Origin of the sequence: Streptomyces albus subsp. chlorinus (assembly GCF_013302895.1) — a bacterium.
GTDB classification, from domain to species: domain Bacteria; phylum Actinomycetota; class Actinomycetes; order Streptomycetales; family Streptomycetaceae; genus Streptomyces; species Streptomyces chlorinus.
Map to the genome: position 1 here is coordinate 722,525 of NZ_VJOK01000001.1, position 24,345 is coordinate 746,869.

24 protein-coding genes are annotated in these 24,345 nt (G+C 72.9%); 9 read left to right on the forward strand and 15 right to left on the reverse strand.

Translation table 11 applies throughout. The annotated features are described in order from the left end of the window. Window positions 1-226: ROK family protein (locus FM076_RS03335; protein WP_173868445.1), on the reverse strand; the 226-nt coding region annotated here is incomplete at its 3' end. Between the two features lie 323 nt (window positions 227-549). Between FM076_RS03335 and FM076_RS03340 the strand changes: the two genes are divergently transcribed. Then, window positions 550-1,554, forward strand: a complete 1,005-nt coding sequence (locus FM076_RS03340) for a LacI family DNA-binding transcriptional regulator (protein ID WP_180217959.1) — start codon at window positions 550-552, stop codon at window positions 1,552-1,554. A gap of 299 nt (window positions 1,555-1,853) precedes the next feature. Beyond that, the gene (locus tag FM076_RS03345) at window positions 1,854-2,369 is read left to right on the forward strand and encodes a MarR family winged helix-turn-helix transcriptional regulator (RefSeq protein WP_173868446.1); all 516 of its coding nucleotides are present in this window, start codon (window positions 1,854-1,856) and stop codon (window positions 2,367-2,369) included. 98 nt (window positions 2,370-2,467) lie between these two features. Here FM076_RS03345 and FM076_RS03350 read toward each other — a convergent pair whose 3' ends face one another. Then, window positions 2,468-3,745 carry a DUF6986 family protein gene (locus FM076_RS03350; protein WP_173868447.1) on the reverse strand — a complete coding sequence of 426 codons (1,278 nt, stop codon included), beginning with the start codon at window positions 3,743-3,745 and terminating at the stop codon, window positions 2,468-2,470. 346 nt (window positions 3,746-4,091) lie between these two features. Between FM076_RS03350 and FM076_RS03355 the strand changes: the two genes are divergently transcribed. Continuing rightward, window positions 4,092-4,538, forward strand: coding sequence for a subtilase-type protease inhibitor (locus FM076_RS03355; protein WP_173868448.1), 447 nt, complete (start codon window positions 4,092-4,094; stop codon window positions 4,536-4,538). Window positions 4,539-4,628: 90 nt separating this feature from the next. Here FM076_RS03355 and FM076_RS03360 read toward each other — a convergent pair whose 3' ends face one another. The 3 genes from FM076_RS03360 to FM076_RS03370 all read right to left on the reverse strand — a co-directional run bounded on the left by FM076_RS03360 (window position 4,629) and on the right by FM076_RS03370 (window position 7,051). Next, window positions 4,629-5,591, reverse strand: coding sequence for an electron transfer flavoprotein subunit alpha/FixB family protein (locus FM076_RS03360; protein WP_173868449.1), 963 nt, complete (start codon window positions 5,589-5,591; stop codon window positions 4,629-4,631). Window positions 5,592-5,642: 51 nt separating this feature from the next. Beyond that, on the reverse strand, window positions 5,643-6,428 hold the full coding sequence (locus FM076_RS03365; RefSeq protein ID WP_173868450.1) for an electron transfer flavoprotein subunit beta/FixA family protein: 786 nt from the start codon (window positions 6,426-6,428) through the stop codon (window positions 5,643-5,645). Window positions 6,429-6,667: 239 nt separating this feature from the next. After that, entirely contained in the window at window positions 6,668-7,051 is a 384-nt protein-coding gene (locus FM076_RS03370; RefSeq protein WP_173868451.1) for a TlpA family protein disulfide reductase, read from the reverse strand. Window positions 7,052-7,229: 178 nt separating this feature from the next. Here FM076_RS03370 and FM076_RS03375 point away from each other — a divergent pair, with 178 nt between their 5' ends. Beyond that, window positions 7,230-7,949 carry a lysophospholipid acyltransferase family protein gene (locus tag FM076_RS03375; RefSeq protein ID WP_173868452.1) on the forward strand — a complete coding sequence of 240 codons (720 nt, stop codon included), beginning with the start codon at window positions 7,230-7,232 and terminating at the stop codon, window positions 7,947-7,949. Between the two features lie 10 nt (window positions 7,950-7,959). Here the strand turns inward: FM076_RS03375 and FM076_RS03380 are convergent, their stop codons facing one another. The 6 genes from FM076_RS03380 to FM076_RS03405 form a co-directional block, all read right to left on the reverse strand. After that, a complete protein-coding gene (locus FM076_RS03380) occupies window positions 7,960-8,400 on the reverse strand; it encodes a MarR family winged helix-turn-helix transcriptional regulator (RefSeq protein WP_173868453.1) in 441 nt (146 codons plus the stop codon). Window positions 8,401-8,427: 27 nt separating this feature from the next. Next, on the reverse strand, window positions 8,428-10,272 hold the full coding sequence (asnB, locus tag FM076_RS03385) for an asparagine synthase (glutamine-hydrolyzing) (RefSeq protein WP_173868454.1): 1,845 nt from the start codon (window positions 10,270-10,272) through the stop codon (window positions 8,428-8,430). A 202-nt stretch (window positions 10,273-10,474) separates the two neighbouring features. After that, complete coding sequence (locus FM076_RS03390) at window positions 10,475-11,056, reverse strand: transglutaminase-like domain-containing protein (RefSeq protein ID WP_173868455.1); 582 nt, start codon at window positions 11,054-11,056, stop codon at window positions 10,475-10,477. 79 nt (window positions 11,057-11,135) lie between these two features. Then, window positions 11,136-12,236, reverse strand: a complete 1,101-nt coding sequence (locus FM076_RS03395; protein ID WP_173868456.1) for a beta-eliminating lyase-related protein — start codon at window positions 12,234-12,236, stop codon at window positions 11,136-11,138. Beyond that, window positions 12,215-12,997: an SDR family NAD(P)-dependent oxidoreductase gene (locus tag FM076_RS03400; protein ID WP_173868457.1), complete on the reverse strand. Its 783-nt coding sequence runs from the start codon at window positions 12,995-12,997 to the stop codon at window positions 12,215-12,217. The genes FM076_RS03395 and FM076_RS03400 overlap by 22 nt, the downstream gene beginning before the upstream one ends. A gap of 49 nt (window positions 12,998-13,046) precedes the next feature. Then, window positions 13,047-14,462, reverse strand: coding sequence for a DUF6421 family protein (locus FM076_RS03405; protein WP_173868458.1), 1,416 nt, complete (start codon window positions 14,460-14,462; stop codon window positions 13,047-13,049). A 276-nt stretch (window positions 14,463-14,738) separates the two neighbouring features. On the opposite strand from FM076_RS03405, the gene FM076_RS03410 reads away from it, so the two are divergent. Next, window positions 14,739-15,422: a glycerophosphodiester phosphodiesterase family protein gene (locus FM076_RS03410; protein ID WP_173868459.1), complete on the forward strand. Its 684-nt coding sequence runs from the start codon at window positions 14,739-14,741 to the stop codon at window positions 15,420-15,422. 25 nt (window positions 15,423-15,447) lie between these two features. On the opposite strand, the gene FM076_RS03415 is transcribed toward FM076_RS03410, so the two are convergent. After that, on the reverse strand, window positions 15,448-16,080 hold the full coding sequence (locus tag FM076_RS03415; RefSeq protein WP_173868460.1) for a GNAT family N-acetyltransferase: 633 nt from the start codon (window positions 16,078-16,080) through the stop codon (window positions 15,448-15,450). 95 nt (window positions 16,081-16,175) lie between these two features. Continuing rightward, entirely contained in the window at window positions 16,176-17,294 is a 1,119-nt protein-coding gene (locus FM076_RS03420) for a PP2C family protein-serine/threonine phosphatase (RefSeq protein WP_345944874.1), read from the reverse strand. A 77-nt stretch (window positions 17,295-17,371) separates the two neighbouring features. On the opposite strand from FM076_RS03420, the gene FM076_RS03425 reads away from it, so the two are divergent. Beyond that, window positions 17,372-17,764 (forward strand): VOC family protein, encoded by a 393-nt coding sequence (locus tag FM076_RS03425; RefSeq protein ID WP_173868461.1) that lies wholly within the window; start codon window positions 17,372-17,374, stop codon window positions 17,762-17,764. Window positions 17,765-17,872: 108 nt separating this feature from the next. After that, complete coding sequence (locus FM076_RS03430; protein ID WP_173868462.1) at window positions 17,873-19,867, forward strand: glycosyltransferase family 2 protein; 1,995 nt, start codon at window positions 17,873-17,875, stop codon at window positions 19,865-19,867. Between the two features lie 110 nt (window positions 19,868-19,977). On the opposite strand, the gene FM076_RS03435 is transcribed toward FM076_RS03430, so the two are convergent. Then, a complete protein-coding gene (locus FM076_RS03435; protein WP_345944875.1) occupies window positions 19,978-21,519 on the reverse strand; it encodes a PLP-dependent aminotransferase family protein in 1,542 nt (513 codons plus the stop codon). 28 nt (window positions 21,520-21,547) lie between these two features. Here FM076_RS03435 and FM076_RS03440 point away from each other — a divergent pair, with 28 nt between their 5' ends. Both FM076_RS03440 and FM076_RS03445 read left to right on the forward strand, forming a co-directional pair. Next, window positions 21,548-22,165 (forward strand): LysE family translocator, encoded by a 618-nt coding sequence (locus tag FM076_RS03440; protein ID WP_173868463.1) that lies wholly within the window; start codon window positions 21,548-21,550, stop codon window positions 22,163-22,165. Between the two features lie 62 nt (window positions 22,166-22,227). Further along, window positions 22,228-22,923, forward strand: coding sequence for a B3/B4 domain-containing protein (locus tag FM076_RS03445; RefSeq protein WP_173868464.1), 696 nt, complete (start codon window positions 22,228-22,230; stop codon window positions 22,921-22,923). A 13-nt stretch (window positions 22,924-22,936) separates the two neighbouring features. Here the strand turns inward: FM076_RS03445 and FM076_RS03450 are convergent, their stop codons facing one another. Next, the gene (locus tag FM076_RS03450; RefSeq protein WP_173868465.1) at window positions 22,937-24,172 is read right to left on the reverse strand and encodes an acyl-CoA dehydrogenase family protein; all 1,236 of its coding nucleotides are present in this window, start codon (window positions 24,170-24,172) and stop codon (window positions 22,937-22,939) included. Between the last annotated feature and the right edge of the window lie 173 nt (window positions 24,173-24,345).

Here is a 24,345-nt window from a genome sequence, read left to right on the forward strand (position 1 = left end):
CCACGGGGCCCGCGCTGCCGATGCCGACGGCGGCCACCCGGGTCCACGCGGGCGCCTCGGTCAGCTCACGGAGCACGGCGTCGACGGCGGCGCTCATCCGCGTGGCGTCCTCCCGTGCGGGGGTGGGCCGCTGGACGCGGGTGAGCAGTCCGCCACCGCCGTCCACCAGGGCACCCGCGATCTTGGTACCGCCGATGTCGAGTGCGGCGACGAGGTCGTTGGGCATGGGCGGTCGGCTCCTGCACGTGCGGTGGACGGTCCCGCGCTGAGCGCGGGCGGACGGGGCAAGTGTTGCTACTTCTGACAACGTTGTCCAGCCTGGCCCGGCCAGCGGGACTATGCTGCTCGGTGTCGCGATCACCGACAACTCAGCGATCACCGACGACGAGGACAGACCACGTGGCCGACGCCCCCGACACACCCGGCACGAGCGACCCCGCGCGCGCCACCGCCACCGGCCCCGGCCCCACCCCCGGAACCGTCGCCCCGGGCCCCGTGACCCGTACCAGGCCGGGACCCGCCGGCCGGCGGCACGCGGGCCGGCCGACCATGAAGGACGTGGCGGCCCGGGCGGGCGTGGGCCTCAAGACGGTGTCGCGGGTCGTCAACGGCGAGGCGGGGGTCTCCAGCGACACCGAGCGGCGCGTGCAGGAGGCCATCACCTCGCTCGGCTTCCGCCGCAACGACAGCGCCCGTGTGCTGCGCAAGGGCACCACGGCCAGCATCGGCCTGGTCGTGGAGGACCTGGCCGACCCTTTCTACTCCCCGCTCAGCCGGGCCGTCGAGGAGGTGGCCCGGGCGCACGGGGCTCTGCTGATCAACGGTTCGAGTGCCGAGGACCCGGAGCGGGAGCGCGAGCTGGCGCTGGCCCTGTGCGCCAGGCGGGTCGACGGGCTGGTGATCGTCCCGGCCAGTGACGACCACCGCTACCTCGCCCCCGAGATCGCCGCGGGGGTGGCCACGGTCTTCCTGGACCGGCCGCCGGGGCGCATAGAGGCCGACATGGTGCTCTCGGACGGTTTCGAGGGGGCGCGGACGGGCGTCGCCCATCTGATCGCGCACGGGCACCGCCGCATCGGTTTCATCGGCGACAAGCCCGGCATCCACACCGCCAAGGAGCGGCTGCGCGGCTACCGGGCCGCGATGGCGGAGGCGGGGCTGCCGGTGGCCGGGGGCTGGGTGGCGCTCGGGCCGACGGACTCCGGGCGGGTCCGTGCCGACGCGGAGCGGATGCTGGCGGGCACCAGCGGCGCCGAGCCGGTCACGGCGTTCTTCTCCGGCAACAACCGGGTGACGGTCACGCTGGTGCGGGTGCTGGCCGAGCCGGAGCGCGGCGGCAGGCCGGTGGCGCTGGTGGGGTTCGACGACTTCGAGCTGGCCGATCTGCTCTCCCCGCCGGTCACGGTCATCGCGCAGGACCCCGCGGACCTGGGCCGCAGCGCCGCCGAGTTGCTGTTCCGGCGTCTGGACGGCGCGGACGACGCGCCGCGCACGCTCTCCCGCCCCACGTCGCTGATCGCCCGCGGCTCCGGCGAGATCCCGCCCGCCGACTGACCGGGGTCTCCTGACGCGGCCGGTCCGTGCGCGGAGTCACCGAGACCGGTGCGGTCCGCGGGCGGCGCTGTCGCCGGTCCCCGGCGTCGCCCCCTTCGCAGTACAGACCGACCGGTCGGTGTGTTCCGCGAAGGAGTCTCGGCCCGGTCCCTCGGGCCGGACGGCCCCTCGAGCCGGACGGTCCCTCGAGCCGGACGGTCCCGTTCCGGAACGGACCCGGCGGCACCGGGCGCCGCGGGGCGGCCGAACACCGCACCCGCGCGCGCCGACGCACCCAACTCCCGTGCTTAAGTGGCCCCATGGCTGACAAGACCTCTGCTTCGGATTCCGCGGCGACGGCCCCCACCCCCGGCCCGCCCACCGCCCCCGAGGCACTCACCTCGGCGCCCGGATACCAGGTGCGGCGGCTCTACCAGGCATATCTGGCGGCATGGGTGCGCGCTGTCGACCAGTTGCTGACCGGGCCGCAGTACGCCGTACTGACCACAGTGGCGGCCAATCCGGGAAGCGACCAGAGTTCGCTGGCCTCAGCCGTGACACTGGACACCTCCACCATGGCGGACCTGGCCCAGCGGCTGGAGAGACGAGGCCTGCTGGAGCGCAGGACGGCCGCGGCGGACGGCCGCCGCAAGCTGCTGTACCTCACGCCCGAGGGCGAACGCACGCTGAGCGAGGCCGGCAGCCGGGCGCGCGAGCTGGACGAGCGGCTGCTCGGGCACTACGAGCCAGCCGAACGCGCGCGGCTGCTGCGGCAGTTGACGGCCCTGGCCGACGAGTGGGAGCGGCTGGACGACGGCAGCGCGCCCGACGCCTGACCCCGCCACCCGGCCCCGGGCCCCCGGCCGGCCAGCGGTCGGCAGGTGCCGGGCGGCCGCCGCGAGACCAGGGCGGCCACCGGGGGAACGGTCGGGGCTCAGCGCCCCGCGAGACGGTCGAGCTCGGCCCGGTCGAGCCCGGAGACCTCCTTGACCTCCTGGGCCTCCAGCGCGCCGCAGTCGAGGCCGCGCAGCAGGTAGCCGCTGAGCGCGCGGGCCGTGGCGGGCTCGTCCATCACGTCACCGGCCGACTGCCCCACGTACGCGGCGAGCCGCTCGCCCGCGCGCCGCATGCCCTCCCGGTAGAAGGCGTAGACGGCGGCGTAGCGGGTGGGCAGGTGCCCGGGGTGCATGTCCCAGCCCTGGTAGTAGGCGCGGGCCAGCGAGCGGCGCACCAGCGCGTGGTGGGTGCGCCAGGCCTCGTGCACCTGGGAACGGCCTCCGGTGGGAAGGATGTTGGTGGAGCCGTCCGAGAGCCGGACGCCCGTGCCGGCGGCGGCCACCTGCATGACGGCCTTGGCGTGGTCGGCGGCCGGGTGGTCCATCGCCTGGTAGGCGGCGGAGACACCGCAGGAGGCGCTGTAGTCGAAGGTGCCGTAGTGCAGGGAGGTCGCCCGGCCCCGGGCCGCGTCGATCATCCGGGCGACGGTGGCGCGTCCGTCGGCGCCGAGGATCGACTGCGTCGTCTCGATCTGGATCTCGAAGCCGATGCGGCCGGCTTCGAGCCCGCGCGCCTTCTCGAACTCCTCGCACAGCCGGGCCATGGCGGTGACCTGCTCGGGGTAGGTCACCTTGGGCAGGGTGAGCACGAGTCCGCGGGGCAGCCCTCCGGCCTCCATGAGGCCGGTGAGGAACAGGTCGAGGGTGCGGATGCCGCGGTCGCGCACGGCCGCCTCCATGCACTTCACGCGGATGCCCGCGTAGGCGGGGACGGGCCCCTCGGCACCCTTCGCGCACGCGTCCGCGACCAGGCGCGCGGCGCCGACGGCGGCGGCGTCCTCCTCGTCGTCGGGCCGCACCCCGTAGCCGTCCTCGAAGTCGATGCGCAGGTCCTCGACGGGCTCCTGGCGCAGCTTGTCGCGTATGCGGGAGTAGACGGGTCCCGCGAGCGCCTCGTCCATGCCCAGGACGCGGGCGAGGGTGTCGGCGTCGGGGGCGTGCTCGTCGAGCAGCGCGAGGGCCGAGGCGCCCCACTCACGGACCGTGTCGGACGTGACGGCGTCGGCGGGGACATAGACCGTGTGCACCGGCTGCCGCGTGCCCGGGTCGCCCGGGTACCGCCGCGCGAGTTCGGCGTCCACCGGCGCCAGCGACCTGGAGACCTCCGCGACCACGCCGGCTTCCAAGCTGGTCCTGACCGTCCCGCCCTGCGACATCTCCGCTCCCTCTCCCTCACCTCACGGCACCCGGAATCAACTCTCAACAAAACGTTGAAGCCGGTGCGGCGACGCTATGGCCACCCGAGCAGCCAGTCAAGACCCGGCCGCAGGCCCCGGAATCCGGTCGTCCTCCACGAGCGGAATCCGGCCATGACGGGTGAACTCCGGTCGAACAGGGAGGTGTTGCCGCAGGCCACCATCCAACTCTGGTGTCACTTTGCGCCACTGATTCAACGCGAAACGTTACCGAAACATGTCATGCCGATGTGCTTTCGCCGACCGGACTCGGCAGACTCAAGCCCGCCGATCCGGCACTTACCCTCAAAGCGGAAGGAAGCACACAATGCGGAAGACCGCATCCCGGAGCGTCGCCCTCACCCTGGCGGCAGCGGTGACGGGATCCGTCAGCGTCCTCGCACTCGCGGCCGCCCCCGCCGAGGCCGCTCCCGCGAAGGCCACCTCGCTCTACGCGCCCTCGGCCCTCGTCCTCACGATCTCGGACGGGGAGAGCGCCGCCACCTCGGCGCCCAAGCGCGCCGTCACCCTCAGCTGCACGCCGAGCGCCTCGGGCACCCACCCGGCCGCCGAGGACGCCTGCGCCCAACTGCGCGCCGCCGACGGCAACTTCGACGGTCTGGCCGTCGACGAGGAGCGGATGTGCACCCGCGACTGGCGGCCCGTGGTGGTCACCGCCCAGGGCGTGTGGCAGGGCGAGCGCGTCAGCTACGAGAAGACCTTCTCCAACCCGTGCGTGAAGAACGCGGAAGGAGCCGCCGTCTTCGCCTTCTGACCTGGGACGCCACGGCACGCGCCACCCGCGTCCCGTACGCACGCAGGGCCCCGCACCACGACCTGGTGCGGGGCCCCTCGGGTGGGCGCGTCAGCCCTTGCGGGCCTTGACCTCCTCGGTCAGCTGCGGGACGACCTCGAACAGGTCGCCGACGATGCCGTAGTCGACCAGGTCGAAGATCGGGGCCTCGGCGTCCTTGTTGATCGCCACGATCGTCTTGGAGGTCTGCATGCCGGCGCGGTGCTGGATGGCGCCGGAGATGCCGGTGGCGATGTACAGCTGCGGGGAGACGGTCTTACCGGTCTGGCCCACCTGGTGGGAGTGCGGGTACCAGCCGGCGTCCACCGCGGCGCGCGAGGCGCCGACCGCCGCGCCCAGCGCGTCGGCCAGACCCTCGATCAGGTGGAAGTTCTCCGCGCCGTTGACGCCGCGCCCGCCGGAGACCACGATCGCGGCCTCGGTCAGCTCGGGGCGGCCGGTGGACTCGCGCGGGGTGCGCGAGGTGACCTTGGTACCGGTGGCGGCCTCGCCGAAACTCACCGACAGCTGCTCGACCGCGCCCGCCGCGGGGGCGGCCTCCGGCGCCGCCGAGTTCGGCTTGACGGTGATGACCGGGGTGCCCTTGGTGACGCGGGACCTGGTGGTGTACGCGGCGGCGAAGACCGACTGCGTTGTCACCGGACCCTCGTCGCCGGCCTCCAGGTCCACCGCGTCGGTGATGATGCCGGAGCCGAGGCGCACCGCGAGGCGGGCCGCGATCTCCTTGCCCTCGGCGGAGGAGGGCACCAGCACGGCGGCGGGCGAGACGGACTCGTAGGCGGCCTGCAGGGCGTCCACCTTGGGCACGACGAGGTAGTCGGCGAACTCGGGCGCGTCGGCGGCCAGGACGCGGGTGGCCCCGTACTCGCCGAGCGTCTTGGCGGCCTCCTCGGCGTTCGGGCCCAGGTGCACGGCGACCGGGTCGCCCAGGCGGCGGGCCAGGGTCAGCAGTTCGAGGGTGGGCTTGCGGACGGCGCCGTCCACGTGGTCGACGTAGACAAGGACTTCAGCCATGGGAGTGCTCCTGCGCGGTTCGGGAGAAAGGTCTGTGGTGGGAGCGGCGGCTCAGATGAACTTCTGGCCCGCCAGGTACTCGGCGAGCTGCTTGCCGCCCTCGCCCTCGTCCTTGACGACGGTGCCCGCGGTGCGCGGCGGGCGCTCGGCCGCGTCCTCCACCTTGGTCCAGGCGCCGTCCAGGCCGACCTCGTCGGCGTCGATGTCCAGGTCGTCCAGGTCCAGGGACTCGACGGGCTTCTTCTTGGCGGCCATGATCCCCTTGAAGGAGGGGTAACGCGCCTCGCCCGACTGGTCGGTGACGGAGACGACGGCCGGGAGCCGCGCCTCCAGCTGCTCGGTGGCGGCGTCGCCGTCCCGGCGGCCGGTCACCTTCCCGTCCGCGACGGAGACCTCGGACAGCAGGGTCACCTGCGGCACGCCCAGCCGCTCGGCGAGCATGGCGGGCAGCACGCCCATGGTGCCGTCGGTGGAGGCCATACCGCAGACGACCAGGTCGTAGCCGGTCTTCTCGATGGCCTTGGCCAGCACGTAGGAGGTGCCCAGCGCGTCGGTGCCGTGCAGGTCGTCGTCCTCGACGTGGACGGCCTTGTCCGCGCCCATGGACAGCGCCTTGCGCAGGGCGTCCTTGGCGTCCTCGGGGCCGACGGTCAGCACGGTGATCTCCGCGTCGTCGGCCTCGTCCGCGATCTGCAGCGCCTGCTCGACCGCGTACTCGTCCAGCTCGGAGAGCAGGCCGTCGACCGACTCGCGATCGGTGGTCAGGTCCTCCGCGAAGTGCCGGTCACCGGTGGCGTCGGGCACGTACTTCACACAGACAACGATCCTCAAGCTCACGCCGGCTCTCCTACTGCTTCGACTTACGGTTCCGGTCCTTGGGGGACCGGCGGTCCGTCCACAATATTACTCGTCAGTACATCCAGCACGTTCCCCGTTCTCAAGACCCGCGAACTGTGACGTTGCCAACGGGGAGAGTGACCGGACAACTCCATCACGCGACGCGGCGCGGCGCGAGTGCGCCGGGGCGGGATCTGGGTCACGCCGACCGCGCACCGGAGCCCCGGCCGGGCGCGGGCTCAGCCGATCGCGTACCCCAGCGCGGCGATGACGTCGGCCTTGCGCGGCTGCCCGGTGGCCCGCTTGACGATCCGCCCGGCCGCGTCGAGGACGAGCACCGTGGGCGTGCCGGTGATCTCCAGCTCGCGGACGAGTGCGAGGTGGTCCTCGGCGTCCAGCTCGATATGGGTGACGCCCTCGACCATGGCGGCCACCTCGGCGAGGACGCGGCGGGTCGCGCGGCAGGGCTGGCAGAAGGCGCTGGAGAACTGCACGAGCGTGGCCCGCGCGCCCAGCTCCCCGGCCCCGAGCAGGCCGGCGCCCACCCTCCGCTCCTCGTCGGCCGGTCGGTGCCCCGGTCCGGGCCCGGTGCTTCCCGCGCTCTCCGCCACAAAGTCCTCCATTCCCGCGTGCCCGGGGACAAGTCTGCCGCGAGGGTAGCCAGGAGCGACGCTTTGGGGAACGATCTGCCGCAGCCGGAAGTTACGCATCCGTAAGTGCTGAGTGCGGGACCGCGGGTCCCGGGTACCCGGCCTGCCGGGCCGACCGCTCGCAGGCATACCGAGACGAAGGATCCCCGACATGGCCGACCTCCTCTACCCACCCGTGATCGGTGCGGCACGCGCGTGGTTCAAGGCGCTCGACCTGCGCTTCGACATCCGCGGCACGGAGCACGTGCCCGCACGCGGCGGGGCCGTCCTGGTGAGCAACCACATCAGCTATCTGGACTTCATCTTCACGGGGCTGGCCGCGCGCCCGGCCAAGCGGCTGGTGCGCTTCATGGCCAAGGACTCCGTCTTCCGGCACAAGATCTCCGGACCGCTGATGCGCGCCATGAAGCACATTCCGGTCGACCGCTCGCGCGGTGAGCACGCCTACGCGGAGGCGCTGCGTGCCCTGCGCGCCGGCGAGGTCATCGGCGTCTTCCCCGAGGCGACGATCTCCCCCTCCTTCACCCTCAAGGACTTCAAGTCGGGCGCGGCCCGGCTCGCCCAGGAGGCGCGCGTCCCGCTGGTCCCCATGGCGCTGTGGGGCACCCAGCGGCTGTGGACCAAGGGCCACAAGCGGGACTTCGGCCGCAACCACCTCCCCATCGCGATCCGCGTCGGCGCGCCGCTGGACGCGGAGCCCGGCGAGCCGGTCCCGAGCATCACCGACCGGCTGCGCGAGCGCGTGCACGAACTGCTGGAAGCGGCCCAGCGGGCCTATCCCGCCGCACCGCGCGGCCCCGCCGACGCCTGGTGGCAGCCCGCCCACCTGGGCGGCACGGCCCCCTCCCCGGCGCAGGTCCAGGCGCTGTAGCGCGCTGCCCCTACCGCCCGGAATCCGCGAGCCGCCGCAGCAGCGGTGCCGTCCGCAGGAGCTGGGCGACCTCCTCCTCGGACAGCGAGCCGAGGCGCTCCAGCAGCGCCTCGGCCTCGCCGTACGCCACGTCCCGCAGCGTTCCCCTGCCCTCCTCGGTGGCGGCCACACGGGTGGCGCGGCCGTCGGTGGGGTCGGGTTCGCGGCGTACGAAGCCCAGCGCCTCCAGTTCGGCCACCACGGCCGTTGCCGTCGGCTGGGAGCAGGGGACCCGCTCGGCGAGGACGCCGACCCGGCTGGGCCCGCCCTCGACGAGCAGCGACAGGACGATCAGCTGGGTGGGCTGGAGCCCGCCCGTGGGGCCGGCCCGGCGCAGCGACCGCAGCAGCCGGTGCAGGGCCAGCACCATCTCGAACGCCGCGTCGGTCTCGGTGTTCCGGCCGGTCCCCATCGCTCCCCCACGCTCGTCCTGATCAGGTCAGGAGAGTGTCAGGGTCGGGGCGTACATGTCCAGCCACAGCGCCAGGTCCAGGGCGCGCTCCAGGCCGCGCCGGCCCGCCTGGGTGATCTGCGGGGTCTCCACCTTGACCGCGCGCTCCAGCCAGCCCCTGTCGACCAGGTCGAAGACCTGGTGCGAGGGCTTGGCCAGCAGGTCCTTGACGTTCTCCTGGAGCGCGGTGTGGTACTTCGGGTCCTGTGTGGAGGGGTAGGGGCTCTTGACCCGGTCGTAGACCGAGCGGGGCAGGACGTCGGCCGTCGCCTCGCGCAGCAGGCTCTTCTCCCTCCCGTCGAACGACTTGAGGGACCACGGGGTGTTGTAGACGTACTCGACGAGCCGGTGGTCGCAGAACGGCACCCGCACCTCCAGACCGACGGCCATGGAGGCGCGGTCCTTGCGGTCCAGCAGGACGCGGACGAAGCGGGTCAGGTGCAGATGGCAGATCACCCGCATCCGGTACTCGAAGTCGCTCTCCCCCTCCAGCCGCTGGACGCCGGAGACGGCCGAGGCGTAGCTGTCCCGGACGTAGCCGGGCAGGTTCAGGGCGCGGGTCAGCGAGTCGTTCAGGATGTTGCCGTCCTCGCCGATGGTCCGGGGGAACTGGACCAGCCAGGGGAAGGTCTCGCCCTTGCGCGCCTCCTCGTCGAAGAAGTGCTTGTAGCCGCCGAAGACCTCGTCCGCCGACTCACCGGAGAGGGCGACCGTCGAGTGCTGCCGGATGGCCTTGAACAGCAGGTAGAGGGAGGCGTCCATGTCGCCCAGGCCCATCGGGATGTCGCGGGCCCGGATGACGCGGGAGCGCACCTCGGGGGCGGCCAGGTCGTCGGAGCCAAGGACGATGTCCTGGTGGTCGGTGGCCGACTCCCGCGCCACGTCGTGCACGAAGGGCGTGTCCGGGGTGGCGCGCAGCTCGTCGGCGACGAAGTTCTCGGTCTGGCCGACGAAGTCGACGGCGAAGCTGCGCACGGTCTCCCCGCTGGTCTCCCTGAGATGACGGGCCGCCAGTGCCGTCATGGCGGAGGAGTCGAGACCGCCGGAGAGCAGGGTGCAGCGCGGCACGTCGGCGACGAGCTGGCGGCGCACGATGTCGTCCATCAGCTCCCGCACATGGGCGATCGTCTCGTCCTTGCCGTCGGTGTGCGCCCGGGTCTCCAGCTCCCAGTAGACGTGGGTGCGCGGGCCGTTGGCGTCCACGGTCACCACGGTGCCCGGCTCCACCTCGCGCATGCCCTCCCACACGGCGTGGCCGGGCGTCTTGACGAGGGCGAACAGCTCGCGCAGCCCGTCGAGGGTGACCTCGCGCCGCGCCAGCGGGTTGGCGAGGATGGCCTTGGGCTCGGAGCCGAAGAGCACTCCGTCGGGGGTCCGCGCGTAGTAGAAGGGCTTGATGCCCATCCGGTCGCGGACCATGACCAGCCGCCGGGTGCGCCCGTCCCAGATGGCGAACGCGTACATGCCGTTCAGCCGCTCGGCCAGCGCCGGGCCCCACTCCAGGTAGGCGTGGAGGACGACCTCGGTGTCGGAGTCGGTGGTGAACGTGTGGCCGCGCCCGGCCAGTTCACGGCGCAGTTCGGTGTAGTTGTAGGTCTCTCCCGAGTAGACCATGGCGACGGTGCCCTCGGGGGTCTCCACGGTCATCGGCTGCCTGCCGCCGGGCAGGTCGATGATCGCGAGCCTGCGGTGCCCCAGTGCCGCGGGGCCGTCTATCCAGGTGCCGGCGTCGTCCGGGCCGCGGCAGGACATGGTCTCCGTCATGGCGTCGACGGTCGTCCGCTCGGTCGCCAGATTCCTGTCGAAGGACACCCACCCGGTGATTCCGCACATGTTGTTCCCTCCGGCTTCGACCTTCGGTGTTCGTGGCCGATGTGAGCACAACCCCCGTAGCGAATGCGTCACCGAAAGTCAGTTGTATCGGCCATCTATACACCTGGCACTCTTTCACGTCCGCGCGGTTCTCAAACATGCGGGGCGGACCCCGCCTCCCCACGGGACCCGCCGGCCGCGGCACCGGGCCCGCGGCACCGGGTCACAGCGCCCGGTCGAGCAACTCCCACAGCCCGGCGCGGTCCTCGGCCGTACGGAGGGCCCGCAGGACCACCGGGTGCGGCTCGGCGTGGAGCAGCGGGTACTCGCACTCCCCCTTCTCCGGCCGCACGGGCCAGGCCAGCCGCTCCCGGCCGAGGCTGAACTGCGCGTCCACGCCCGGCTTGTTGCCGCGCGCGTCCTGGCGCGCCCAGCGCCGCGCCCCGGGCAGCCGCAGGGCGATCAGGCCGTGCAGGACGTCCAGCTTCTGGTAGCAGAACCCGGCGGGGATCCCCTCGGCCCGCAGCAGGGCGACCAGCGCGTGCGACTTGGCGTGGCAGATGCCGGTGCGCTGCTCGAGCACGTCCGAGGCGCGCCAGGTGATGCGCGGGTCGTCGGCGTCGGCGGAGTGCGTGATGGTGTCGCGCACGAACTCGAAGGCGGCGCGGGCGTACCCGGTCAGCTCGCCCCCGGCCGCGGCCATGAGGCGGGCGGCCGTCTCGCGGACGCGCGGGTGGAAGTGGTCGACGGTGTCGTCGGCGGCCAGGTAGGCCGACTCGTCAGCGGTGACGGGCGTGAGCATCATGCCGCGAGAGCGTACGGAGCGGCCCGCCAGAACTCAATAGAATTCCAGCGGGCCACATAATTATGCGGAGGAGGACGGACTACCGCGCCATCTCCTCGCGCAGCGCGGCGAGGAAGCCGTCCACGTCCTGCTCGGTGGTGTCGAACGAGCACATCCAGCGCACATCGCCCGCTGCCTCGTCCCAGAAGTAGAAGCGGTAGCGCTTCTGGAGGCGTTCGCTCACCTCGTGCGGGAGGCGTGCGAAGACGGCGTTGGCCTGCACGGGGTGGAGGATCTCCACCCCCTCCACCCCGGCGACGCCCTCGGCCAGGCGCCGCGCCATCGCGTTGGAGTGGCGTGCGTTCCGCAGCCACAGGTCACCCGCCAGCAGCGCCTCCAACTGCACCGAGATGAAGCGCATCTTGGAGGCGAGCTGCATCGACAGCTTGCGCAGGTGCTTCATGTGGCGGACCGCGTCCGGATCGAGGACGACGACGGCCTCGCCGAAGAGCATCCCGTTCTTGGTCCCGCCGAAGGAGAGGATGTCCACGCCCGCCACGTTGGTGAACGCGCGCATCGGCACGTCCAGTGCGGCGGCGGCGTTGGCGATGCGGGCGCCGTCCAGGTGGACGAGCATGCCGCGCTCGTGCGCGTGCTCGCACAGCGCCCGGATCTCCTCGACCGTGTAGAGCGTGCCCAGTTCGGTGTTCTGGGCGAGGGAGACCACCTGCGGCATGGCCCGGTGCTCGTCGTCCCAGCCGTACGCCTCCCGGTCGATCAGCTCCGGGGTCAGCTTGCCGTCCGGGGTGGGGACGGTCAGCAGCTTGAGGCCGCCGACGCGCTCGGGGGCGCCGCACTCGTCGACGTGGATGTGCGCGGTGTCGGCGCATATCACCGCACCCCAGCGGTCGGTCACCGCCTGCAGCGCGACGACGTTGGCGCCCGTCCCGTTGAAGACGGGGAACGCCTCGGCGCGCCGTCCGAAGTGGCTGCGGATGACGGTCTGGAGGTGCTCGGTGTAGTCGTCTGCGCCGTAGGCGGACTGGTGTCCGCCGTTGGCGACGGCCAGCGCCGCCAGGATCTCCGGGTGCGCGCCCGCGTAGTTGTCGCTGGCGAAACCGCGCACCTCCGGGTCGTGGCGGCGCTTTGCGTCGGTGGCCTGCTGCGGGGTGGAGCGGTTCAGGGGTTGGGCGTCAGCCACAGGCGGGTTCCGTTCAGCTCTTCGGCGGGCTTGTTCCAGGTGTCGGCGACGGCCTCGGCCAGATCCTTGACGTCCGTGAAACCCGCGAACTTCGCGTTCGGGCGGTCGGCCCGCATCTGGTCGTGCACCAACGCCTTGACCACCAGGATGACAGCGGCCGCCGGCGGCGGGCTCTCACCCCCTGCCTTGCGGAAGGCGTCGCTGAGCGCGAGGGTCCATGCCTCGGCCGCCGCCTTGGACGCGGCGTAGGCGGCGTTCCCCGCGGTCGGCTTGCTGGCACCCAGCGCGCTGACGAGCAGGAACCGGCCGTCGCCCGCACGCTTGAGCGGTGCCTCGAAGGCGAGGGAGGTGTGCTGGAGGGTGCGGATGAGGAGGTCGTGCAGCACGTCCCAGTCGCCCAGGTCGGTCTCGGCGAACGTGGCCGAACCGCGCCAGCCGCCCACCAGGTGCACCAGGCCGTCGACGCGGCCGTACTCCTTCTCGGTCTTGGCCGCCCACGCCCGCGTCTCCTCCAGGCTGAGCAGGTCGACGGTGTCACCGGTGACGGTCGCGCCGCCGTGGGCGAACCGCGCCGCGTCCACCGCCTGCGCCAGCCGCCCGGCGTCCGCGTCGCAGCCCACGACCGTGGCGCCCTCCTCCGCGAGCCGCAGCAGGGTGGCCTGCCCGGCGGGACCGGCCGCGCCCGCGACCGCGATCACCCGGCCCTGCAGGCTGCCCTCACCGTTGCCCTCGTAGCCGCGCCGTGTCGTCGTGTCCGTCATTCCGTCGCCTCCTCGCTCCCTGACCCTCCGCTGTACCCCGGGCGACCGCTCATGCCGCGGCGGCCCTGACCGGGCTGTCAGCGGTGATGCCCTGGGTCGATGCGATCACACTCCGGAGCTTCTTCGCGAGGGCTTCATAGAACATGCTGAGCGGAAACTCGTCGGGCAGCACCTCGTCCACCAGCTTGCGCGGGGGCAGCGACAGGTCCAGCGCGTCCGGGCCCTTGGCCCAGGTGGAGCCCGGGTGCGGCGCCAGATAGGTGGACACCAGCTCGTACGCCTTGAACCAGTGCACCAGCTTGGGGCGGTCGATCCCGGCGCGGTAGAGGGTCTCGATCTCCTCGCGGAGCGCTGCGGTGGCCTCGCGGGCCCGGTCCCAGTCGAGGCTGAGCTTGTTGTCCGTCCAGCGCAGCGCGTCGCGCTGGTGGAGGTAGGCGAACAGCAGCTGGCCGCCGAGGCCGTCGTAGTTGCGCTTGCGCTCACCGGTGACCGGGAAGCGGAAGAGGCGCTCCAGCAGCATCGCGTACTGCACGTCGCGGCCCTGCGGGATGCCGTCGGCCGCCAGCTTGCCGCCCTCGTGGAAGGCGGTCAGATCGCAGCGCAGCTCCTCCAGGCCGTACATCCAGAACGGCTGCCGCTGCTTGATCATGAAGGGGTCGAAGGGCAGGTCGCCGTGGCTGTGGGTGCGGTCGTGGATCATGTCCCACAGCACGAACGTCTGCTGGCAGCGCTCCTGGTCCTCCAGCAGCCCCTGGGCCTCCTCGGGCAGCTCCAGGCTGGTGACGTCGCAGGCGGCCCGGACCACGCGGCGGAAGCGGGCGGCCTCCCGGTCGCAGAAGATGCCGCCCCAGCTGAAGCGCTCGGGCGCCTCACGCACCGCGATGGTCTCCGGGAAGAGCACGGCGGAGTGGGTGTCGTAACCGGAGGTGAAGTCCTCGAAGGTGATGCCGCAGAAGAGCGGGTTGTCGTAGCGGGTGCGCTCCAGCTCGGCCAGCCAGTCGGGCCAGACCATGCGCAGGACGACCGCCTCCAGGTTGCGGTCCGGGTTGCCGTTCTGCGTGTACATGGGGAAGACGACCAGGTGCTGGAGCCCGTCGGCGCGGTTGTGCGCGGGCTGGAAGGCCAGCAGCGAGTCCAGGAAGTCCGGCACGCCGAAGCCCTCGTCGGCCCAGCGGCGCAGGTCCTTCACCAGGGCGCGGTGGTAGGCGGCGTCGTGCGGCAGCAGCGGGGACAGCTCCTCCACCGAGGCCACCACCCGCTCCAGCTCCTCGCGCACCGACGCGCGGGACGGCGCGCCCTCGGCGTCGAAGTCGATGGAGCCGTCCTTGGCCTGCGCGGGGCGGACGGCCTCGACGGCCGCCTTCAGCACGGCCCAGGCGGGGTGGGCGGCCACGCTCTCGGCAGCGGCGCCAAGGGACGGCGAAACGCCGCTCTCGGCGTGCGCGGGCGAAAGGATTTCCGTCATGTTGACCCCTCCACAGGAGAAACTCGCGTATGGAAACCGTATACGCGAAGCCATCTCCTCTCAAGGGGAGATCACAGGAGAATATTCGGCACCTCACGGGGTAGACCGACAAAACTTCGGCGATCAACCCGGTCGGAGGCTGTCTTTTTCCGCAGTACGCCGTTCCCCCGCCGCCTCGCCTCCCCCTCCGCACCGTGCGGCCGCCGTCCCGCCGCCGTAAGAGGGCCGCTAATCTGGCGGCGCACCGCTCCACCCCGCGCGAAAGCGAGACCGCACGTGCCACTGCTCACCGTCGGACACCGCGGAGTGATGGGCGTCGAGCCCGAGAACACGCTGCGCTCCTTCATCCGCGCCGAGCGCGAGGGGCTCGACGTCATCGAGCTGGATCTCCACCTGAGCAAGGACGGCGCCCTGGTGGTGATGCACGACGCGGACGTGGCCCGTACGACGGACGGCTCGGGCCCCATCGGTGAGTTCACCCTGGCCGAGCTGCGGGAGCTGGACGCGGGCGAGGGAGAGCGGGTGCCCGTCTTCGAGGAGGTCGTGGACGCGGTCGGCAGCCCCCTCCAGGCCGAGATCAAGGACCGGGCGGCGGCCCGGGTGCTGGCCGAGACCATCGAGCGGCGCGGACTGCACGACCGCGTCACGGTGATCTCCTTCCACGCCGAGGCGCTGCGCGAGACCCGCGAGCGCCTCCCGGACATCCCGATCGTGCTGGTGGCGGGCCGCTCCTCGCCCACCGCGCCGGAGCGGGCCGGGGAGCTGGGCGCGGAGATGATCTCCCTGGACCTGCGGCACGTGGACGCGGACACCGTCGGCCGCGCCCACGCCGCCGGGATCAAGGTCATCAGCTGGACGGTCAACACCGAGGAGGAGCTGGCCCGCGCCCGCGAGCTGGGGCTGGACGGCGTGGTCACGGACATGCCCGGCATCCGGCGGGCGGCCGGCACCCCGTCCTGAGCCCCCGGCCGGACGCACTCCGGGCTCACTCCAGCGGCTTGACCAGCAGTTCGAAGACCAGGTCGGCGCGCTGGGGGCGGCCGAAGCGCTCGTCGCCGTACGGGAAGGGGCTCAGCTCGCCGGTACGGGTGTAGCCGCGCCGCTCGTACCAGGCGATCAGGTCCTCCCGCTGCCGGATGACCTTCAGCTGCATCTGCTTGGTGCCCCACTCGGCCCGCGCCGTGCGCTCCGCCTCGGCCAGCACCGTCCGGCCCACGCCGCCGCCCTGCAGGAGCGGGTTGACGGCGAACATGCCGAAGTAGGCCTCCACTCCCCGCCGTTCGAGCTGGCAGCAGGCGATGATCCTGCCGGACCCGCCGGCTCCCGCGCCTCCGTCGGCCCCGCCGCCCCCCACCGCCCCGCCGGCCCGCTCGGCGACGAGCAGGATGCTGTCCGGGTCGCGGACGACGGCCCCCACACCCTCGGGGTCGGTCCGCTGGCCGTCCAGCAGATCGGCCTCGGTCGTCCAGCCGGCGCGGCTGGCCTCGCCCCGGTAGGCGGACTCCACCAGTGCGGTGAGGGCGGGGATGTCCGCCTCCACGGCGCGGCGGAAGGTGAGGGGCGCCGCGCCCCGCTGTGCGGTGTCACTGGTGTGACTGGAGTTGCTGGAGTTGCTCATGTCCACCGAGCCTATCCGGCTGCCTCCCAGGACACGCCCCTGGCGGGACCGGCGAAGCAGGCGGCGCTCCCGAAGGAACGCTGCCGCCGCACGGGCTACGGGGAGGGAGGCGGCGCGGTGCCGCGCCGCAGGGCGACGACGGCGGCGTCGTCACCGAGGCTGCCGCCGCTGTGGGCGAGGAGGTCCCCCTTGAGGCGCCGCACCAGCGCCCCGGGGTCCTCCCCCGCCCACCCGGTGAGCCGTTCGGCCAGCGGGTAGAAGGCTCCCGCCGCGTCCCTGGCCTCGATGACACCATCGGTGTAGAGGAGGAGCAGGTCGTCCTCCTCGAAGGGAAAGGTGTCGGCCCGGTAGCCGGAGGCGGCGAACTCCCCCAGTCCCAGCGGGGTCTCCGGATGGCCGGACAGGAGAGGTGTCACGCGCCGGCCGCGCAGCAGCAGCGGCGGCGGATGGCCGCAGTTGACGACCCGCACCACGGGCTCGTCGTCGGGGATCTCCAGGACGGCGGCGGTGATGAAGTCCTCGTCAACGCCGCCCCCGGACAGCTCGGCCAGTTCACGGGTGACGCTCCGCTCCAGGTGCCGGGCCAGCCCGGACAGGCCGGCGTGCTGGTGCGCCGCCTCCCGGAAGGCGCCGAGCAGCACGGCCGCGTCACTGACCGAGCCGAGCCCCTTGCCGCGTACGTCGCCGACGAGCACCCGGGTCAGCGCGCCGGTGCGGGCGGCGGCGAAGAGGTCGCCGCCGATGTGTGCCTCGGCCTCCGCCGCCAGGTAGACGGAGGCGACCCGCAGCGGGCCCAGGCGCGGCGGCAGGGGGCGGAGCAGCACGCGCTGCGCGACCTCGGAGACCGAGCGCACCTGGGTCATCTCCCGCTGCTGGCGCTCCCGCAGGGAGGCGAACAGGGCGATCACCGCGGTGACGATGACCAGCGCGAGGACCTGTATCTCGTGGTTGAGCGACAGCCACCCGCGGCGGGTCACCCCGATGGTGAGCTGCGCCAGCGTCGCGAGGGCCCCCACCGACGCGACGAGCCGGGGACCGCCGAGGGCGGCCGTGACCGCCGGTGCCGCCACCAGCAGGGGGCCCAGGTGCACATCGGGCGGTGCCAGGGTGTCGACCACCGTGACGGCGGCGATCAGGCCGAGCGGGAGCGCCAGCAGTGCCTGGCGCGGCTGCCACGGCCGGCCGGTGACCGGTGGACGCTGTCTGGAACCCACTGTCCCTGTATAACCCGCGCCCGCCGCCCCCACCCGGCCCCGCTCCCCGCATGGCGGGAGGCCACTACAGTCGGACCATGGTGCATGTACTGAGCAGCCGCGTACTGCTGCGCCCGTCCGACCCCGACAGGTCGCGGGCCTTCTACGGCGGGACGCTGGGGCTGGAGATCGCCCGCGAGTTCGGTACGGGGCCGGAGCGCGGCACCGTCTACTTCCTCGGCGGCGGCTTCCTGGAGGTCTCCGGGCGCGGTGAGGGACCGCCCCAGGACAGGCTGCGGCTCTGGCTCCAGATCGCCGACGCGCAGGCCGCGCACGCGGAGCTGCGTGCCGCGGGTGCCGAGATCCTGCGGCCCCCGGTGAAGGAGCCCTGGGGGCTGGTCGAGATGTGGATCGCGGACCCGGACGGGCACCGCCTGGTCCTGGTGCAGGTACCCGAGGACCACCCGCTGCGCTACCGGCCCGGCATCTGACACCCCGGCACCCGGCGCCGGCATCCGGCCCCTGGGAGCTTCGCCGGATGTCACCCGAACGCCGCAGCCGCGGTGGCGGCCGTTCCGCCGGGCGGTCACGTTTGGCTCATGACGGGTGAAGAACATCTGGTGAGCGTCATCACTCCCGCTTACAATGCGCTGCCCTGCATACGACGGTGTGTCTCCTCGGTCCTGCACCAGTCGCCGGGGGCCGGCCGGGTGGAGATGATCGTCGTGGACGACGGCTCGACCGATGGGACGGCGGCGGAGCTGGACCGGCTGGCGGCCCGGCACCCGCACCTGCTGCGGGTCGTCCACCAGGAGAACTCCGGCGGCCCCTCCGCACCGCGCAACCGCGGCCTGGAGCTGGCGCGCGGCCGCTATGTCTTCTTCCTCGACGCCGACGACTACCTGGGGCCCGAGGCCCTGCAACGGCTCACCGCCGCCGCCGAGACGCACGGGTCCGACGTGGTGCTCGGCAGGATGAAGGACGTGGGGCGGCGGGTGCCCCGGTCGATGTTCCGGGCCAACCAGCCCGACGCCGACCTGTTCACCTCCCGGATCTACTGGGCGCTCTCGGTGCAGAAGCTCTTCCGCAGGCAGCTGCTGGAGCGGCTGGGGCTGCGCTTCGACCCCGGGCTGCGGGTGGGTGAGGACCAGCCGTTCACCGCCCTCGCCTATCTGCGGGCACGGCGCGTCTCCGTCGTCGCGGACTACGACTGCTACTACCTCGTACGCCGCCCGGACGGCCAGCACCTGACGCTGACCAACAAGACGGGGCCGACGCTCGACACGCTGGAGCGGGTGTGCGCACTGCTCAGGGAGGAGCTGCCGCCCGGCCCCCGGCGGGACCGGCTGCTGACCCGGCACTTCACGGTGGAACTCAAGGCCGCCTTCCAGTTCCTGGCCCGGGAGGAGGAACCCGGGGTGCTGGAGCGGGAGTTCGCGCGCATCCGGCGGCTGGTGGCCGACCACGCCGAGGACGGGTTCTGGCCCCGGCTCTCCCCGGTGCAGCGCCTGCGGTGCCACCTCGCGCACCACGGGATACTGGAGGAACTGCTGCCCCTCGCGGAGGCGGCCGAGGATCACATGCCGTTCGGCATACGCGTGGCCCGAGGGCGCGCGCTGGCCCACTATCCCCACCGGCTCAGCGTCCCCTCCCGCGCCCCGGCAGCCTGCTTCGACGTGACGGACCACCTCGCCCTCACCCACCACGTGTCCCGGTTCTCCTTCTCCGGCACCCGCCTGCTCCTCGCCGGACGGGCACGGCTGGACCACGCCGAGCACGCCGGGAAGAAGACCGTCGCTGTCTTCCTGCGGCGCCGCGGCGAGGACGCCGAGGAGCGGCACGCCCACCTCAGCCTCGACGGTGACGCCTTCGAGGCGGACGTGGATCTGGGCGCCGGGGGTCGGCTGGGCGGGCCCGGCGAAGGGGAGGGACCGATGGCCGACGGCTTCTGGGACCTGTACCTGCGCGTCGCGGTCGGGGAGCTGGTCAGGACCGTGCGGCTGGGCAACCGTCGCGATCCGGAAGCGGGCACCTGCCCCGCCGCCCGCGTCACCGGTGACGGAGCGGCCGGACTGCGCGCGGCCCGGCTCTACGCCACCCGCCCCTTCGACAACCTCAGCCTCCGCCTCGACGGTTCACCCGCCGGGCTGCGCGACACCCTGCGCCTTGAGGTGGACGCCCTCGACTGGAACGGTCCCCTCCTCCGCGTCCGCGGCAGCACCAACCTCGTCGGGGCGCCGCCCAGGACGGTGGCGCTCCGCGTGGCCTCCCGCCGCACCCGCCACGACCTCCCGCTGACGCTGGAAGCCGACGGCCGCTTCACCGCCCAACTGCCCGCCGACACCCTGGCACCGGGCGAGTGGCGGGTGGCGCTGCACCTCGCGGCCGGGTGCGACCGGCCCCTCCCCGCGCGGCCGCTGCTCGGTACGGCGCGCTGGCGCAGCGGCGTCGTGCGCCGGTACGCCAAGCCGCTGGACTCCGACACCCTGATCCTCCGGGTGGACAGGGTCCGCCTCACCCGGGCCGTGCTCCGCGGGCTGCCCCTGCGCAGGCCGGCCCGCCGCCGGCGGCCCGCGGGGGCCGGAACCGTCTGAGCGCGGGCCCCGGTTGACAAGCACTGGGTGCCGGCCGGTCCGCGCCGGACCCACCCGGGCGCTGATTCCGGCGACTGCCGGCCGCGGCGCTCCGTCCGTATCCGGTCCGGTCAGCGCCTCCGGGACGGCCCTCGGCCTCTTGAGGGGGCGGGCATCAGGCGCGCCAACGTCTCGACGCCCTCCGCGACGGCGGTGGGGGCGGCGGCCGCGTAGCCCAGGACGAGGCCGGGACGGCTGGGGCGCTGCGTGTGCCAGGAGAGCGGCTGGGTCTTCACCCCGTGGGCCAGGGCACAGCCGGCCAACTCGGTGTCCTGGAGCCCGAGCCCGGGGTCGAAGGTGACCGTCAGGTGGAGCCCGGCGGCGGCACCGTGCACCCGGGCGTGCGGCAGGTGGCGGCGGATGGCCGTGATCATCGCGTCGCGGCGTGCGCGGTGGCGGCGGCGGATGTGGCGCAGGTGGCGCTCCAGGGCCCCGGACTCCATCAGCCGGGCCAGCACCAGTTGGGGCAGGGCCGCGTTGCCCAGGTCGGCGAAGCGCTTGGCGTCCACCAGGGCGTCGCGGAACCGGGCGGGGGCGAGCAGCCAGCCGGTGCGCAGCGCGGGGGCCAGGATCTTGGAGACGCTGCCCGCGTAGAAGACGGCTTCCGGGGCCATGGCGCGGAGTGCCGCGACGGGTGCCCTGTCGTACCGGTGCTCGGCGTCGTAGTCGTCCTCGACGACCAGTCCGCCCTCGCCCGCCCACCGCAGCAGCGCGCGCCGCCGCTCACCGCCGAGGACGACCCCCGTGGGGAACTGGTGCGCCGGTGTCAGCAGCACGGCGGGCGCCCCCGTGGCGCGCAGCCCGTCCACGCTGACCCCCTCGGCGTCCACGGGCACGGGGGGTGTCTCCAGGCCCCAGTGGCGCAGGTGCTGCCGGGTGCCGAGGGAGCCGGGGTCCTCCACGGCGAGCCGGTCGATGCCGTGGGCGCCCAGCACCCGGGCGAGCAGGCCGAGCGCCTGCGCGGTGCCCGAGACGACGAGGATCTCGGCCGGGTCCGCCGTGATGCCCCGGTTGACGCGCAGCCATCCGGCGACGGCGCGGCGCAGCGCGAGGGTGCCGCGCGGATCGCCGTAGCCGAAGTCGGCGGGCGCCAGGCCGTCCAGTACGGCGCGTTCGGCGCGCAGCCAGGCGGTCCGGGGGAAGGCGGCCAGGTCGGGCAGGCCGGGTGAGAGGTCGATACGGGCGGGCGCGGTGTGGAAGGTCTCGAAGACCTCTGTGCCGGGCGGCAGTTCGAAGACGCCGGCCGGCGTTCCGTCTCCCGCCGCCGGCCGGCGTCCGGGCGCGGGGGCGGTGTTCAGCGGGGTGGCGGCCACCACGGTTCCGGCCCGGCCCCTGCCGACCACGTGGCCGTCCTCGACCAGGCGCCGGTAGGCCTCGGTCACCACGCCGCGCGAGACCTCCAGGTCGGCGGCGAGCTGCCGGGTGGCGGGCAGGCGGCTGCCGACGGGCAGCCGCCCGTCGGCGAGGGCGCCCCGGATCTCGCCGACGAGCCAGTCGGTCAGACCGCCGCGGGGTGCCCGTCCGGTGTCGAGCTGGAGGAAGTCGGAGGCCGCCGAGGTGGCCGGGCCACTCGTTGTGGTCCAGTCGCCCGAAGATCCTTTGGATCTGTTCACGGGCCCATTGTGCCGGGAGGCTCGGGGCATGGAGTTCTTGCTGACCACGCTGGTGATCGTGGTGACACCGGGCACCGGGGTGCTCTTCACCGTCGCGGCCGGACTGACGCGGGGCAGACGGGCCGGTCTGCTGGCGGCGGCCGGCTGCACCCTGGGCACTCTTCCGCAGGCTCTGGCGGCCCTCACCGGTCTGGCCGCGCTGCTGCACGCCAGCGCGGTCGCGTTCCAGGTGCTCAAGTACCTGGGGGTGGCGTATCTGTTGTGGATGGCCTGGAGCACGCTGCGGGACAAGAGCGCCCTGACGGCGGGGGACGCGGACGAGGAGGCGGACGGTCCGGCTCCGCGCACGGCGCGCCAGATCATCGTCTCGGCCGTGCTGCTCAACTTCCTCAACCCGAAGCTGACCTTGTTCTTCGTCGCCTTCCTGCCGCAGTTCGTGGCCGGCGACGATCCGCACGCGCTGGGGCGGATGGCGGAGTTGAGCGGCTTCTTCGTACTGCTGACGTTCGCGGTCTTCGCCGTCTACGGTCTGGTGGCCGCCGCCGTGCGCACCCAGGTGGTCTCCCGGCCGCGCGTGGTGCGGTGGATGCGCCGCCTGTTCGCGGGGGCGTTCGCCGTGCTCGGCGTCCGCCTCGCCCTGTTCTGACCGCCCCCGGCCCTCCCCGGCCGTCCCGCGTTCCCGACCGTCTCGCACCCGATGGAGCCGTCATGCACTTCGCGCACTCCCCTGCCCTGTGGCGGGACTTCCCCCAGCTCGTTCCCGGGGTCCTGCACACCAAGGGCCTCGCCGCCGACGTGTCGGTGGAGGAGACCGTACGGCGCTGCTACGCGCGGGCCGGCGCCCGGCTGGCGGACGGTGGCCCCGAGAGCGGGCTGCCGCAGATCCAGGCGTGGCGGCGGGCGTTCGCGGCGATGGGGCTCAAGCCCACGCGGTACCGCTGTGCGGCCGAGGCGCTGCTGCGCCGCTTCCGCAAGGAGGGCTCGCTGCCGCGTGTCCATCCGGTGATCGAGCTGTGCAACGCCGTCTCACTGGCGTACGCGATCCCGGTGGGCGTCTTCGACGTGGCGCGGATCAACGGCGGTCTTACGGTGCGGTACGCCGAGGGCGACGAGCGGTACGAGACCTTCGCCGGCGCCGAGGAGCACCCGGCGCCGGGAGAGGTGATCTTCGCGGACGACGCACGGCGGGCCCACGCCCGGCGCTGGACGAACCGGCAGAGCGGCCGTTCGGCCGTACGCGAGGAGACGGGTGAGGTCCTCGTGGTCGCCGAGGCCCTGCACGGGACGGCACCCGCCGAGGTGGCGGAGCTGGTGGGCACGCTCGGCGAGGCGCTGCGCACCCACTGGGGCGCCGCCCCGCGCTCCGCCGTCCTCACCGCGGCGGCACCCCGGTTCGAGCTGTGACCCCGCAGGGGCGTCAGCGGATCGGCATGCCCGACAGGGTGCGGGCGATCACCAGGCGCTGGATCTCGCTGGTGCCCTCGAAGATGGAGTAGATGGCGGCGTCGCGGTGCATCCGCTCCACCGGGTACTCGCGGGTGTAGCCGTTGCCGCCGAGGATCTGGATGGCCTGCGCCGTGACCTTCTTGGCCGTCTCGCTGGCGAACAGCTTGGACATGGAGCCCTCGGCGGACTCGAACCTGCGGCCCGTCACGCCCATCCACGAGGCCCGCCACACCAGCAGCCGCGCCGCGTCCACACTGGTGCGCATGTCGGCCAGCTGGAAGGCGACGCCCTGGTTGTCGATGATGGGGCGGCCGAACTGCTCGCGGGTCTTGGCGTATTCGAGCGCGACCTCGTAGGCGGCGCGGGCGGTGCCGACGGCCATGGCGCCGACGGCCGGGCGGGACGCCTCGAACGTCGCCATGGCCGCGTTCTTGATCCTCTCCCCGCCGCCCTTCCTGGCCCGCTCCCTGGCCCGAGCCAGCCGCTCGTCCAGCTTGTCCTTGCCGCCGAGGAGGCAGTGCCCGGGAACGCGGACGTCCTCCAGGACGACCTCGGCGGTGTGCGAGGCGCGGATGCCGTGCTTCTTGAACTTCTGCCCCTGGGACAGTCCGGGGGTGTTCGGCGGGACGATGAAGGAGGCGTGCCCCTTGGAGCCCAGCTCGGGGTCGACGCTGGCGACGACGACATGCACGCCCGCGATACCGCCGTTGGTCGCCCAGGTCTTGGTGCCGTTGAGGACCCACTCGTCCTTGGCCTCGTCGTAGACGGCGCGGGTGCGCATGGAGGCGACATCGGACCCGGCGTCCGGCTCGGAGGAGCAGAAGGCGGCGACCTTGACGTCGTTGGCGTCCCCGTACATCTGCGGCACCCACGTGCCGATCTGCTCGTCGGTGCCGTTGGCGAGCACGCCGACGGCGGCCAGCCCGGTGCCGACGATGGACAGCGCGATGCCCGCGTCGCCCCAGAACAGCTCCTCCATCGTCATGGGGATGCCCAGGCCGGTGGGGTCGAAGTACTGCTGCGCGTAGAAGTCGAGCGAGTAGAGACCGATCTTGGCGGCCTCCTGGAGGATCGGCCAGGGGGTCTCCTCCCGCTCGTCCCACTCGGCGGCTGCGGGGCGGATCACGTCGGCGGCGAATCCGTGGAGCCAGTCCCGGACTTCCTTCTGGTCGTCGTTGAGATCCAGTGTGAACTCGGTCTCGGCCATCCTCGGGGTCCTCCGCCTGTCTCAGAAACTCGTTACCGTCGGTAATCCCCAGTGTGTTACCCGCCAGTAGCATCTGTCAACTCCCGCTCCCCCGCGCATCCGCGCACGTGAAGCCATGGGGAGAGTGTTACTTTGCGGCGGGGCGACCACAGCACAAAGGGGGCGGGGAGACG